Origin of the sequence: Mycobacterium sp. (assembly GCF_052145595.1) — a bacterium.
Taxonomy (GTDB): Bacteria; Actinomycetota; Actinomycetes; order Mycobacteriales; family Mycobacteriaceae; genus Mycobacterium.
On the sequence record NZ_JBKQOI010000172.1, the window covers coordinates 1 to 13,638 of the forward strand.

12 protein-coding genes are annotated in these 13,638 nt (G+C 66.9%); 4 read left to right on the forward strand and 8 right to left on the reverse strand.

Going from position 1 to position 13,638, the window contains the following annotated elements; all coding sequences use genetic code 11:
• Positions 1–170: 170 nt before the first annotated feature.
• From ACLP4W_RS16070 to ACLP4W_RS16090, 5 genes are read right to left on the reverse strand one after another with little or no spacing between them, the layout of a single operon-like run.
• Positions 171–1,667, reverse strand: a complete 1,497-nt coding sequence (locus ACLP4W_RS16070; protein ID WP_442387537.1) for a class I adenylate-forming enzyme family protein — start codon at positions 1,665–1,667, stop codon at positions 171–173.
• On the reverse strand, positions 1,664–2,599 hold the full coding sequence (locus ACLP4W_RS16075; protein WP_442387539.1) for an acyl-CoA dehydrogenase family protein: 936 nt from the start codon (positions 2,597–2,599) through the stop codon (positions 1,664–1,666). Before ACLP4W_RS16075 ends, ACLP4W_RS16070 begins: the two co-directional genes overlap by 4 nt.
• Entirely contained in the window at positions 2,596–3,753 is a 1,158-nt protein-coding gene (locus ACLP4W_RS16080) for an acyl-CoA dehydrogenase family protein (RefSeq protein ID WP_442387541.1), read from the reverse strand. Before ACLP4W_RS16080 ends, ACLP4W_RS16075 begins: the two co-directional genes overlap by 4 nt.
• Complete coding sequence (locus ACLP4W_RS16085) at positions 3,750–4,847, reverse strand: acyl-CoA dehydrogenase family protein (protein ID WP_442387543.1); 1,098 nt, start codon at positions 4,845–4,847, stop codon at positions 3,750–3,752. The genes ACLP4W_RS16080 and ACLP4W_RS16085 overlap by 4 nt, the downstream gene beginning before the upstream one ends.
• Positions 4,844–5,932, reverse strand: a complete 1,089-nt coding sequence (locus ACLP4W_RS16090; protein ID WP_442387545.1) for an acyl-CoA dehydrogenase family protein — start codon at positions 5,930–5,932, stop codon at positions 4,844–4,846. The genes ACLP4W_RS16085 and ACLP4W_RS16090 overlap by 4 nt, the downstream gene beginning before the upstream one ends.
• A gap of 73 nt (positions 5,933–6,005) precedes the next feature.
• On the opposite strand from ACLP4W_RS16090, the gene ACLP4W_RS16095 reads away from it, so the two are divergent.
• Entirely contained in the window at positions 6,006–6,875 is an 870-nt protein-coding gene (locus tag ACLP4W_RS16095) for an LLM class flavin-dependent oxidoreductase (protein ID WP_442387547.1), read from the forward strand.
• A 3-nt stretch (positions 6,876–6,878) separates the two neighbouring features.
• Here the strand turns inward: ACLP4W_RS16095 and ACLP4W_RS16100 are convergent, their stop codons facing one another.
• Positions 6,879–7,598 (reverse strand): SDR family oxidoreductase, encoded by a 720-nt coding sequence (locus ACLP4W_RS16100; RefSeq protein ID WP_442387549.1) that lies wholly within the window; start codon positions 7,596–7,598, stop codon positions 6,879–6,881.
• Positions 7,599–7,612: 14 nt separating this feature from the next.
• Complete coding sequence (locus ACLP4W_RS16105; RefSeq protein ID WP_442387551.1) at positions 7,613–8,446, reverse strand: FadR/GntR family transcriptional regulator; 834 nt, start codon at positions 8,444–8,446, stop codon at positions 7,613–7,615.
• Between the two features lie 93 nt (positions 8,447–8,539).
• On the opposite strand from ACLP4W_RS16105, the gene ACLP4W_RS16110 reads away from it, so the two are divergent.
• Together ACLP4W_RS16110 and ACLP4W_RS16115 are read left to right on the forward strand one after the other, a co-directional pair.
• Positions 8,540–10,936: a CoA transferase gene (locus ACLP4W_RS16110; protein ID WP_442387553.1), complete on the forward strand. Its 2,397-nt coding sequence runs from the start codon at positions 8,540–8,542 to the stop codon at positions 10,934–10,936.
• A 12-nt stretch (positions 10,937–10,948) separates the two neighbouring features.
• Positions 10,949–11,140 carry a ferredoxin gene (locus ACLP4W_RS16115; RefSeq protein WP_442387554.1) on the forward strand — a complete coding sequence of 64 codons (192 nt, stop codon included), beginning with the start codon at positions 10,949–10,951 and terminating at the stop codon, positions 11,138–11,140.
• Position 11,141: 1 nt separating this feature from the next.
• On the opposite strand, the gene ACLP4W_RS16120 is transcribed toward ACLP4W_RS16115, so the two are convergent.
• On the reverse strand, positions 11,142–12,392 hold the full coding sequence (locus ACLP4W_RS16120) for a cytochrome P450 (protein ID WP_442387556.1): 1,251 nt from the start codon (positions 12,390–12,392) through the stop codon (positions 11,142–11,144).
• Positions 12,393–12,502: 110 nt separating this feature from the next.
• On the opposite strand from ACLP4W_RS16120, the gene ACLP4W_RS16125 reads away from it, so the two are divergent.
• Positions 12,503–13,630, forward strand: coding sequence for an aromatic ring-hydroxylating oxygenase subunit alpha (locus ACLP4W_RS16125; protein ID WP_442387558.1), 1,128 nt, complete (start codon positions 12,503–12,505; stop codon positions 13,628–13,630).
• Positions 13,631–13,638 lie beyond the last annotated feature (8 nt).

Consider the following 13,638-nt stretch of genomic DNA (forward strand, 5'->3'; position numbering starts at 1 on the left):
TCGGCCCGGGCAAAGCGGCCAATCTCCTCCACCAGGGCCGCCGACTGCGCCGTCGGCGACGGGTGATGACGCTCGAAGAGCTCATCAAACCGGGCGATCACCTCAGCCCGCCGCACCGAATCGAACATATGTTCGAGCGTACCAGCCGCGCCCGACAAGAGCCGGTGTCGTCAGCCGCCGCGGGCCGCGATCATCGCCGAGCGATTGACCTTGGTCGCCGCGGTACGGGGAATCGCGTCGACGAACTCGACGGTCTTGGGGGCCTTATAGGGGGCGAGCCGGCTCTTCGCGTATTCGATCACGTGCTCTTCGCTCAGTAACAGACCGCCATCTGCGTCGGCGAGCTGAACGACGGCGTGCACCCGGCGTCCCCACTGCGGGTCGGAGAGCCCGATGACCACGACGTCGGCAATGCCCGGATGGCCCGCCAGTGCGGACTCCACCTCGGCCGGAAAGACGTTGGCGCCGCCGGTGACGATCATGTCGACGCGGCGGTCGACGATGTAGAGGTAGCCGTCCTCGTCCAGGTGGCCGATGTCGCCCGCGGAACGGAAGCCGTCGTCGGTCGACGGCAGCGGCGGCGCCCCGCCGAGATAGCGGTATCCCGCGCTCATCGGCGCGCGCAGGTACACGTCCCCGTGTTCGCCGGGGCCCAGCGGCTTTTTCTCGGCATCCAGAATCCGGATCTCGGTGTCCCGGAAACCACGCCCGACGCTGCCCGGGTGAGCAAGCCATTCGTCGCCGCGCAACGCGGTGAGTCCGAGATTCTCGGTCATCCCGTAGGCCGTCAGGATGTGCTCGGGGCTGAGCAGCTCGAACCAGAAATGCAGCAGCGACGGCGGCATCACGGCGGCGCCCTGCAGGATGAACACGATGCTGGACAAGTCTCGCTGGCGGACGTCGGGCCGGGCCGCGATGCGTGCCAGCATCGTGGGCGTGGCCGTGAAGTTGGTGACCCGAAAGCGTTCGATCACATCCAAAACCAGTGCCGCGTCGAACTTTTCGAGTATCACCAGGTGGTCACCGGCCAACAGCATGAGGAAGGTCGCGAAGCCGTTGGTGTGATACATCGGTGCGGGCACCATGATGGTCTGCGGCTGGGCTACCGGAGTCCAGTTCGACAAGAACGGCTCACCGTGCTGAGGCGTCCAGAGCGACGGCGCCAGGTTGAGGATCACTTTGGGCACGCCGGTTGAACCGCTGCTGCAGATTCCGTGTGCGGTGGGGGAGACGGCTGTGGGCAGCGGGCTATCGGACTCGCCGGCCGCGCGCGCATCCAGTTCCCATCGGCTCTGTTCGTCGACGACCACGGCGGGGTCGATCACCGCGCGCACGCGGTTTCGCTCCCATTCGGGCAGATCCCAGTGCATGGGAATGGGCACCGCGCCGATCTTCCAGCACCCCAGCGTGGCCAACACGAGGTGCAGCGAATTCGGAATCGCGAGTGCGACAAGGGAACCCGCTTCGACACCGCTCGCGGCCAGTGCCCGCCCCCACTGGTTGCCGCGGGCGTCGAGCTCACCGAAGGTCAGTGATTGGGCGGTGCCGTCGAGCGCGACTATGGTGACGGCCGTCTCGTCGCGCCGCTGTTCAGCGAGTTGCTGCAGCCGGGTCCCGAACGGGATTCCATCCTCTAACGGGTTGGGTGTCGCTGCGGCGCGGGTCATGCCGACATCGGTCCACTGAACAGCGTCTCAAGGGAGCCGTCGCCCACGTCGGGTATGAGGCGCAGCGCGAGGGCCTCGGCACTCAGCGGCAGCCGGATCAGCGGTTGGGTGTGCCGGTCGAGCACGCTGACGTCGGACTCGTCGCAGAAACCAAGGGCGCCGAGTAACTGATGAGAGGTGCGCAGCACCTGCCGTGCGGTGTCGGCGGCCTTGAACCTGAGAACGAGCGCGTCGGCCGAATGCACGTGAATTGGCAGCGATTCCGGTCGGCAGATGGTGTACTTCGCGAGTTCGTGAAGGCCGCGCACCGCGACAGAGGCATCCGCGACGCCGAACCTGACGGCCTGGAAGTCGGCCAGCGGCTTGCCGAACTGAATCCGGGCGCGCACATGTTCGGTGACGATCCGCAGCGACTGCTGCATCGCTCCCAGAATCCGCCATGAGCCCAGCACGAGATGAAGGTTAACGTCGGCGGCCGGGACGGTTCCGTCCGGTGCGCTCAACGTGGCAGGCACCAGAAACGGCCCCAGTTTGGCGTTTGGCCGCGACGCCGGTTGCGGGTGGTAGCGGTTGCCGTCGAGGTCGGTGGCGATCCAGTCACCGGGCAGGTCGCCGTGGTCGATGCGCGGCGCCTCGGGATTGACCAGGGCCAGTCGGGCGCCGTCGATCGCCAGCAACTCTTCGACGAGGGGATAGGGGAGCGCTGTCGCGCCGGCGGCCTGGCAGAGCACCGCGGCGGCCAGCAAGTCGTCGGACGCCGACCGGACATCGAGCTCGAACGCGCCGATGTCGGCCAGGGCCGATCGCGCGGCGTCCCGAACGCCGTCGTCGGTCTCGGCCCGTAGCGCCGCCGGCGGGCCGCCCAACCGGGATAGCCGCTTGGCGGCGACTGTGGCGAAATCGCTGATATCTTGTGGCAGTTCGGTTTTCACCGGTGTTCCCCCAGGACTTCCCGCGCCACCATCATTCGCTGCACTTCGATGGTGCCCGATGCAACGGTGGCCGCTTGTGCGTAACGCCAATGGTCTTCGATCGCTCCGTGCAGTGCCGCCGACGCGCCGCTGTCGAGCGCGGACGGGCCCAGCACGTCGAAAAGCAGCTCGGCGACCTGCTGATCGCAGGTGGTGGTGGCGATTCGGGCGGCGCTGGCCGCGGCTCCCGCCGACGGGTCATCCTGCAGCGAGATGGCGCGATACGCCAGCAGCCTGGCCACCCGTAGGTCGGCCAGAGCGCGCACCCAGCGCGCGCGAATCGATTCGGGCAGCCCGTCCCAGTCGTCGCCGAGCTGGGCGCGCATCCGGGCGAGCAGCGATTCGCACCGCGCGTAGCGCGCGATCCCGACACGCTCGAACGCCAGCGCTTCCCGCATCACCCGCCAGCCGTCGCCGGGCTCGCCGAGAACGTCGCCGGGGAAGGCTTCGACGTCGTCCAGGAACATCTCATTGAGGTGATGGGGTCCCAGCATCGACGCGATCGGGCGGACGGTGAACCCGGGCCGGTCCATGGGAATCAGAAACAGGGTGAGCCGCTTCGGCTTTGGGGCATCGGGGTGGGTGCAGGCCGCCAACACGCACCAGGAGGCCATCTGGGCATACGAGGTCCACACCTTTTGGCCGGTGATGCGCCAGCCGCCACCGTCCGGTACGGCGCGGGTGCGCAACGAGGCGAGGTCGGTTCCGGCCTCCGGCTCGGAAAATCCTTGGCACCAGATCACATCCCCGGACGCGATGGCCGCCAGGTGCTTGGCCTTCTGTTCGGCCGTCCCGTAGCGCATCAGTGCCGGACCGACCCAGTTGATCCCCATATACTGCGGACCGCGGGGCTCGTGCTGGGCCCACATTTCCTCGCGCAGCACCGTCTGCTGCCAGATCGAACCACCGCCGCCGCCATGCTCTTTCGGCCACGCCAACGCCAGCAGCCCCTCGGCGGCCAGCAACTTGCAGAACGTCTCTGTGGTGGCCAGGTCTCGCGGATCGTCCGTGCAGGCACCGAGAAAGCCGGCGGGGATGTTGTTGGATATCAACTCCCGCAGGTGGTTTCGAAGTTGTCCAGCGTCGTCGCCGAGGTCGTAATCCATCGTCGTCATCCCTTCGGCAGCCCGAGCAGTCGCTCGGCAATGATGTTGCGTTGGACCTCCGATGTCCCGCCGTAGATGGTCGCGGCCAGCGCATCCTGGCGTTCGAAGAGCAGATCCGGATCGCTGGCAGAATGCGGTCCTTCCGCGGCCGCGGCGAGTTCCCAAATACGTTGCAAGGTAACCGATCCGAGCAGCTTCAGGATATCAGCTTCTGGGCTGGGTCGTCCGGCCAGTTCGTTGCACAGGCCACGGTATCCGGTGGCCCGCAGCGCCTCGGCGTCGGCGAGCAGCGAGCCCAGTTCGGCGCAGATGTCGTCGGTTGGATGCGCGTCGCGCACCGAGTCGAGTCCTCGCTTGATTTCGACCCAGTTCATGATCCAGATCATCTGGCGTTCGTGGTGCAGCGACGACAGTGCGACGTTCCAGCCGTCATGAAGTGGCCCCAGCAGGTTTTCCGCCGGCACCTCGACGTCGTCGAGGAAGACCTCGCAGAACGTCTCGTCGGAAATCGAGGCCATCCGGATGGGCTCGATTCTTACCCCGGGCGCATGCAGGTCGAGGATCAGGCAGGAAATGCCGCGGTGTTTCGGCGCCGCCGGGTCGGTGCGGGCATACAGGGTGCACCACCGCGATTTGTGGGCCTGAGTGGTCCAAATCTTGTGTCCGTTCACCCTGAATATGTCCCCATCGCGCTCGGCGCGCGTGCGCAGGCCGGCGAAATCCGATCCGGCTTCCGGCTCGGACATGCCCAGCGCCCACCACTCGTCGCCGCGCAGCAGTGGAACCAGCAGCCGGTCGATCTGTGCGGGTGTGCCGAACTGGCGGATGCCGGGTGCGGCGACGTTGGGACCGGCAATGTTGGGCAGCTTGGGCGCAGACCGCAGCGCGGCCTCGATCCGGACTTCCATTGCGTCGCGCAAGCCGAGCGATCGTCCGCCGTGCTCGCGGGGCCAGGTCGGCTGTATCCATCCGGCCTCGAACGCGGCCCGCTGATAGTCACGCCGCAGCGGGAGATCCCAGCGGTATTGGCGATAGTTCTCGTAGTAGTCGTCGGGCAGAAACTCCGCCAACCACTCGCCGAATTCCCCTACCGCTGCACTCATCCCGCGCCTCCCGCGAAACGGCAGCCCACTTCGTGGTAGAGCGCGCGACTGTCGCCCAGCATCGCCGCGCCCTGCCAGGCGTGCCGGACGTAGAGGTGGATGTCGTGCTCCCAGGTCTGCCCGAGGGCGCCGTGCACCTGGACCGCGGTGCGCGCACAGTTGGCCGCCGCGTCGCCGGCCGCCGCCTTGGCCAGCGCCGCGGCGGTCCAGGCGTCCGCGGGTGCGGTCTTCGGATCGCCCAGCCGGGCCGCCGCCGCGTAGGTCAGGCTGCGGGCGCGTTCCACGCTGACGTAGTTGTCGGCCAGCGCGTGCTTGATTCCCTGGAATGCGCCGATCGGCGTGCCGAACTGACGACGCGTCTTCGCATGCTCGACGGAGCGTTGCAAGGCGGCGCTCGCCACGCCGACCAGGTCGGCGGCGGCGGCTACCAACGGTGCGGTCAACGCCGATTCGATCTGGACGGGCGCGGTGGCCAATGGCTCGGCGTCGATCTCGACGTCGGCCACCGGCTGTGCGGGGTCCGTCGACTCGCCCGCGATCAGGGTCACCCCGTCGCCACAGCGCGCGACCGCTGCAACCACGCCCTCAGGGGCACTATCGTCGGACCGGGCGAGCGTGACGAGCAGCTCCGCGCGCGACGCGTTGGGGACCGCGACCGCTCGTCCGCACAGACGCCCCTGGCGCAGGATCATGGGTGCGCCGGGTAGCCGCGATCCGCTGGCGTGGACCGCCAGGGTGGCGACGACGCCGCCGGCAATGTCGGTGAGCACCGAGTCAAGGCCGGTACCACGCAAAGCGCCCGCGGCCAGACCGACGCTGCTCAACAATGGGATTGGCGCGATGGCGGCGCCGCATTCCTCGAGAACCACTGCCATCTCGACCGGTCCGTAGTCGCTGGCGTCCGGCGCCGCGAGTTCCGTCCAGCCGAGCTCGACGACCGTCTTCCACAGCGTGCGCCAGCGCTCCGGATCCGTCCCCGAATCGTTCAGGGCCTGGCGGGCGGCGTCGGGGGGACATTCGGTGCGCAGGATGTCGCGCACGGCGTCGCGCAATGACAGTTGCTCCGAGTTCAGTCCGACATCCATAAGACCCCTAACATAATAAAAATAGTAAACTAGCGACGCTGTTGCAATCGAAGGAACCCGCATAGGTGGTCGCATGGTCGAGTGGTATCTGTTCCTTCCCCAGGTGCGGTTGTCGTCGGCCGACATCACGGAACGGGCGCGCCATGCCGAGGCCAGTGGTTTCGATGGCATGGCGTTCATCGATCACCTCGAGGCACCCGGGCTGCCCGATGAAAACATCTGGGAGGCAATGGGCATCGCCACCTGGGTGGCGGCCAAGACGGAGCGGCTGCGGATCGGCCACTTGGTCCTCTGCGACGCCTTCCGGCATCCCGCCGTGCTCGCCAAACAAGCCGTCACCCTTTCGGACGCGTCGGACGGCAGATTCGAGCTCGGCCTCGGCGCTGGATCGTGGCCCGCCGAGTTCACCAGATTCGATGTCGGTCAGCAGGATCCCGTAGCCAGGGTTGAGCAACTCGAACGCCACCTCGACCTGATCAGGGGGTACTGGGGCGACGGGACGGGGGAGGCAGGCCAGGCCGGCATGGCTCCGCAGGCCCCGCGCAGGTCCCATCCGATACCGCTGGTCCTGGGTGGCACCGGGCGCCGGATGATGGAACTTGTTCGTAGATACGCGGATTGGTGGAATCTGCCGGCCAACCACATCGACAAGTTGCCCAAGCTTGCCCCGGCGGCGGGAACGGCCCGGCTGTCGGTCCAGCAGATGGTGGGCTTTGTCCGGTCGGGCAGCGATCCGAACGCCGTGCGCGAAGTGAGCACCCGGCGATTCGGCAACCTGGGGTCGGGGCTGGTGTGCGGTGACGCGGACGAGTTGATCGGGCATTTCTCCGGCCTGGCCGACCAGCGCGTCGAGCGGTTTTATGTGTGGTTCGCCGACTTCGCCGTCCCGGATTCCCTGCACGAGTTCGGGGAATCGGTGATCAAAGCATTCCCGAACTCCTGAGCGTCAACCTCGCTGGGCGGAGCGCCGCCGGGCTTCCGTGGGCACGACGGGCGGTCGGGCGAAGGGGCCCCGCTGCACGGCGGCCAGCCGGATCTCCGGCAGATCGACCGACGGGTCGACCGTGTCCAGCCAGGCGACCGCCTCGGCGACGTCGGCCACCTGAATTGCGTACATCTCGAAGGGAACGTCCTGCAGCATCTCGGTTTCCACGGGTCCCGGCGTGACGATGTGGACGCTGATGCCGTCACGGTCGACTTCGAGCGCCAGGGCCCGGGCGAACGCGTTCATCCCGGCTTTCGACGCCGAGTAGGCGGTCCGGGCCGGCATCGGCTCGTGCGCCGCCGACGACGAGATGAAGACCAGCCGCGAGCCCGCGCGCATCCGTGGTAGCACGGCGGAGGTCACCACGAAACACGAATCCAGGTTGGCCGAGATAATGGTGCGCCACTGCTCGAATGACTGCTTGCGCGCATACGTCCCGCCCAGCGTGCCCGCGGCATGAACAACAAGATCGATCTTCTCTAATGTGCTTATCGCAGTAGGGAATCCGTCCGCATCGGACGCATCGGCCACGATGTAACGGGCACCGATCTCCTCGGCAGCCGCACGCAACGCGTCTTCGCGCCGCGCCGCCAGCACGACGTCGTAGCCCAGCTCACAGAGCTTGCGGGCGCATCCCTTGCCGATCCCGCCGCTGCCGCCGGTTACTAATGCGGTACGCATCGACGTCGAAGGCTTCAAGGGTGCCGGATATCCCGCGGGCGCGACCCCGAGCGTGAAAGAGCCTGCGGCGAAAGCGCATAGATTCGTTGATCGGGCCGACCGGACAGCACATAGGTCTGTGTGTCGGCGAGATGGCGACCGCCGATGCGACGGGCCCGGTCGACGTCGCCCTCGGCGATGGTCTCGGTCAGCTTGATATGCGTGCTGAGCACCGCGCGGCGCTTAGCGAGCGAGGGGTAGGTGCCACGCGCCGCGCTCTCGTCCGCCCACTGCCGTTCGTGACTGGTCCACAGCGTCTCCAAGCTGCCGACGACCGCGATGATGGTGTGGTTTCCGCAGCCGCGGACAATGAGATCGTGGAATCGACGGCCGATTTCGGTGAAGAGCCGGCCGTCGTCGAGATGCTCGGCCATCGAATCGTTGACCTGCTTGAGTTCTGGCACCAGGGTGTCGGCGCGGTCCGGCCGCTGGGCCGCCAGCGCGGCGCAGGCGGGCTCGAGTTCCTGCAACGCCATGCCCAGGTCGGCGACGGCAACGGACTCGCTTTGCAGTAGCAGACCGAGCATGTAGGCGGCGCTGGTCTTCGCCGGCGCGTGCACGACCGCACCGCCCCGATTGCCCCGCCGCACCGAGACCAGCCCCTCGGTTTCCAAGATCCGCAGCGCTTCTCGCAAGGAGACCAGACTGACGTTGAACTGTTCGACGAGCACCTCCTGGCGAGGCAGGAGGTCGCCGTCGGCGAGCTCGCCGTCGATGATCTGGCGGCGCAGTTCGTCGGCGACGATTTCGGCGATCCTCGGCGCCGACAGTCGGCGACGGGCATCGGGGCCAATTCCCAGGGCGGTCATCCAATCCTCGCAAGCGGACACAAGAAAGCATGGCGGCTGGCTCACGTACTCGACAGGCTTAGCTATTTTAGCAGTAATGGTATAAATAGCCGGGTGAGTCGCGGATCCGACGGCCGGCCGACGCCGCTGCACGACTTACGTGTCATCGAGATCAGCGACCGGATCGCCGGCAGCTACTGCGGGAAGCTGCTGGTCGACGCCGGGGCGCAGGTGCGTAAAATCGAGCCACCGCAAGGGGATTGGCTGTGGCGGTACTCCGCCACCTGTTCGCCGGTCCCTGACGGCGATATCGCCCCGTTCTTCAGCTACCTCAACGCAGGCAAGCGCAGCATGACTTTTGCTCCAGATTCCGAGCGCTACCGTGCCGAACTGGCCGCTGCCGACGTCGTGGTCGTCACCGCCGGCCGCGCACAGGCCGCGGCGCTGGGCATCGATCCACAACGGCTGCTGGCCGACTCTCCGCGGGCGATCATCGTCACGATCTCCGACTTCGGCTGGGCCGGGCCGTATGCCGACCGCGCCGCAAGCGAGTTCACGTTGCAAGCGTGGGCCGGCTCGCCGGGCTTTCGCGGCGATCCCGCCGGACCCCCCATCTCGATCGGCGGCGACCTGGGCGAGTACATGGGCGGTGTCTACGCCGCGTTCGGCGCGCTGGCCGTGCGCCGCCGCGTCGAGCACGGCGGACCCGGCGAGCATCTCGACCTGTCCATGCTCGAGGCGATGACCGCGATGCAGAGCAGCGAATGGCTGCATTCGCAGCTGCTGCGCGTTCCGCCGATCCGCCGCACCCAGGAGGTGCCCTCGATCGAACCCGCCAAGGACGGCTACGTCGGGATCACCATGGTCACCGGCCAGCAATGGCTCGACTTTGTCGCGATGGTGGATTGCCCCCGGCTGGGGGAGATTGAACAGCTGCGTTTCCAGATCGGCCGGTGGGGCTTCCGTGACCTGATCCGCGAACAGATCGGTCCCTGGATGGCCGAGCGGACCGTCGAGGAGATCGTCGAACTCGGGCAATTGTTCCGGCTGCCGATCGCGGCGTTGGGCAACGGCGCCACGATCCGGGACACGGAGTACGTGAGGCAGCGCGGGGTGTTCGTCGACAACCCCGCCGGCTTTCACCAGCCCCGCCCGCCATGGCTCATGTCGGCCTGCGCGCCCGCGCCGCTGCGCGGTACCCCCGCCCTCGGTGAGGCCAACGACGAACCGCCTTGGCGGGCAGCCGAACCCGAATCCGAGCCGGCGCTACGAGGGTTGCCGCTGGCGGGTGTTCGCATCATCGATCTGACCGCCTTCTGGGCCGGCCCCGCCGCAACCCATCTACTGGCGGCATTCGGTGCCGACGTCATCAAGGTGGAGTCGATCCAGCGACCCGACGGGATTCGATACTCGGGCGGGATGCGCACCGACGTGGACGACTGGTGGGAGTACGGCTGGGTGTTCCACGCGATGAACACCAACAAGCGTTCGGTGACATTGGATTTGGGCTCTCGTGCGGGGCGGGGGTTGTTCACCAAGCTGGCGGCCGGCGCCGACGTCGTGATCGAGAACTTCTCGCCGCGGGTGATGGACCAGTTCGGGCTGACCGCCGACGTGCTGCTGGAGGTCAACCCCAAACTTGTCGTTGCCCGGATGCCGGCGTTCGGGCTGGACGGTCCCTGGCGGGAGCGGGTCGGATTCGCACCCACCATGGAGCAGATCGCGGGCCTGGCCTGGGTGACCGGACTGCCCGAGGCTCCGCCGGTGACCCCGCGCGGAGCCTGCGACCCACTGGCGGGCGTGCACGCCGCATTCGCCGTGCTGGCCGCCCTGAACTTCGCCGACCGAACCGGATCGGGTCAGCTGGTCGAGCTGCCGATGCTCGAAACGGTCCTCAACGCCACTGCGATCCAGGCGATCGAATCAGAAGTCTTCGGGATGACGCTGAGTCGGCGGGGCAACCGCGGTCACTGCGAGGCGATCCAGAACCTCTACCGGTGTGCCGGCCCGGACGACTGGATCGCGGTCACCGTCCGTGACGACCGGCAGTGGCGTGCGCTGGTCGACCTGTTGGATCGACCGGCCTGGTGTGACGAGGGCCTAGCCAAGGTCGCCGGGCGGCGAGAGCGAGCCGACGACATCGATCGCCGGCTGCGGGATTGGTTCGCCGGTCAGCCTCTGCGATCGACCGTGGAGCGCCTGGCCGGCGCCGGTATTCCCGCCGCGCCCGTGGTCTCGCCGTCGCTGGTGACCGAGAACCCCCAACTGCGCGACCGGGGATTCTTCGAGGCGCTGGACCACCCGAGTACCGGTGCGGGCCTCTATCCCTGTCCGCCGTTCGCCTCGCTCGCCGGCCAGCGCAGCTGGCTGCTGCGACCGCCGCCGAGGTTGGGCGAGCACAATGGAGAGGTACTGCGCGATCGGTGCGGGCTGACCGATGAAGAACTGGCGACCCTTGCCAGCAGCGGGGTCATCGGGACCCGTCCGGTGGGCCTCGAAAAACAAGGGTAAGGAGGGTATCCGATGCGCGTGACGGTTGATGAGAATTTGTGTGAGGCCAACGGCTTCTGCGAGTCGCTCGCCGCGGAGGTATTCGAACTGGGCGACGCCGACGTGGTGCAGATCGCGGACGGCCCGGTGCCGCCGCGCCTGGAGATCGACGTGCGCGCCGCGGTGGACCAGTGCCCCAAGGCCGCGCTGCGCATAGTCGACTGACCTACCCCCGCGCGGTTAGCGAGATCGATATCTCGTCGTAGATCGACATGTTGGTGAGCAGATTCGGATAAGCCACCTTGGCCGGCCCGAGGACGATGTCGTCGCATCGCAGTAGTAGTTCGTCGAACACCGCGCGCAGTTCCGCGCGCGCCAGCATGGCGCCCAGGCAATGATGCGGGCCCCCGCCCCCGAAAGCCACCTGCGGGTTGGGCTGACGGCCGATGTCGAACGTGAACGGCTTTTCGAAGACCTCCTCGTCGCGGTTCGCCGAACGCAGCGTCGACACCACCCGCTCGCCCCGCGCGATGTGCTGGCCATCCATCTCGACATCGACCTTGGCGGTGCGCGTCCAGTACGCCACCGGTGACGCCCAGCGCAACACCTCCTCGATGGCGCTGGGCCGCATCCCTTCCTGTTCGCGGTACCGCTGCATCTGCTGCGGATTCTCCACGAACGCCTGCAGCCCGGCGGCCAGCGCGTTCTTGGTGGTGTCGCTGCCGGCAAACGCCAGCACGAAGAAGAAGAACTCGAGTTCATTGGTGGGCAGGCTGAACTGTTCTCCGTCTTCACCGGTGATCACCGCGGAGGCGAGCGTGCTCCAGATGTCATCGGTGGGGGTGCGTCGCTTGTCCGCGGTGAGCTCCATCGCGTAGCCAAAGATGATGGCGTAGAGGTCGATTTCTTCCTTCCGGTTCAGCTGCGCCTCGGGCGAGCGGGCCTTGAGGATGCGGTCGAAGCAATCGAAGATCCGCGGCCGGTCGGATTCCGGTATGCCGATGATGTCGCCGATCACCGTCATCGGCAGGGCGTCGGCAACGTCGGCGATCCAATCGCCGCCGCCCTCGGCGAGCAGCCGGTCGATCATCCGCGCGGCACGCGCCCGGATGCCGTCCTCGAGTTTGGCGATCGCACGTGGGTTGAACGCGTTGGAGATGAGCTTGCGGCGCTTGTTCAGATCCGGCGGGTCCATGTTGATGATCGTCGGGTACGACGCGAACATCCCGACCGGCTGGATGAGCGGGCCGTCGACCGCGGTGAACGAGTCGACATCACGGTGCAGCCGGACCGCATGCCGGTGCTTGGTGGCAACCCAGAATTCGCGCTGCACCCCCCCGGAAAACAGCGCGGCGACACCGGGCGTCAGCTCGTGCCGGAAAAGCGGCCTCGAGCGCCGCAACTCGGCGAACAGCTCGTCAGGAAAACCATTGCGCCACAAGGCGAAATCCGAGAGGTCTATCGCCGCAGTCGTCATCTGAAACCCCGGTTCGTTTCGACGCCACACCATCCGGTCGGCGCCGCGTTGACGTTCAATGCTTAAAATAGTAAAAATAGACGTAGTAGTCGAACCCCGCTGGAGTGCTCGTGACGCATACAATTTCGGACTCGGCGTCGGATTCGGCCGGAGATCCGTCGGAACGTGAGTTCGGCCAGGCCGGCATCGCACTGTCGACCTACCGGTTCCCCACGGGCTGGTTCATCGTCGCCTTCGCCTCGGACCTGGAGGTAGGGCAGGTCAAGCGCGCGCACTACTTCGGTGAGGAGCTGGTGATCTTCCGCACCGCATCGGGCAGCGTGCACGTGCTCGACGCGTACTGTCAGCACCTCGGTGCCAACCTGGGCGTCGGCGGCACGGTGGAAGGTGAAAACATCGTCTGCCCCTGGCACGGCTGGCGGTGGCGCGGCGACGGCACCAATGCGCTGATTCCCTACAGCAAGATCGGTTGCAAGAACAACGTCCGCATCCGCACCTATCCGACTGTGGAGTGGTACGGCTTCATCCTCGCCTGGCACGAGCGTCACGGACGCGCGCCGTATTGGCAGCCGCCGGTGCTGCCCGAACTGGAAACCAACGAGTACTACCCGCTGCACCCGCACACCCAGATGCTCAACCGGGTCAAGGTCCACCCACAAATGATCATCGAGAACGCTGCCGACCCGTACCACGTTCAATACGTACACAAGGCCGCAAATCCCGCGACGACCGCCTCGTTCGAGGCGTCGGGTTATCACCTGCACGCCACCGTCAACGCCCATTTCGGCGGCGGCCGCGCGTCGACCTGGCTGACCCCGAACGGACCCGTCGACGCCAAGATCATCTACGACAACTACTCGCTGGGAGTCGGACTGGTTCGCTTTCCCAGCGAGTTGGTGGCCACCGTCCAGGTCACCGGTCAGACACCGGTCGACGAGGACTACACCGATTACTTCTATACGCAGGCTTCCATTCGTGAGCCCGGCGACACGAGCGACGTGCCCACCGGGCGCGCCGCCAAGTTTCTGGCGCTGCAGCAAGAGGTCATCAGACAGGACTTCTTCACTTGGGAGAACATGAAATATCTGGAGAAGCCGAACCTGGCCCCCGAAGAGGCACACGACTACGCCGCCCTTCGCCGCTGGGCACACCGCTTCTACCCGGGCACGCAACCCTCGCCCTCGGACTTCGGCTACACCTCCGACGGCGAGCCCGACCCGGCGGCCGCTGAGGCCTAACCAGAGCC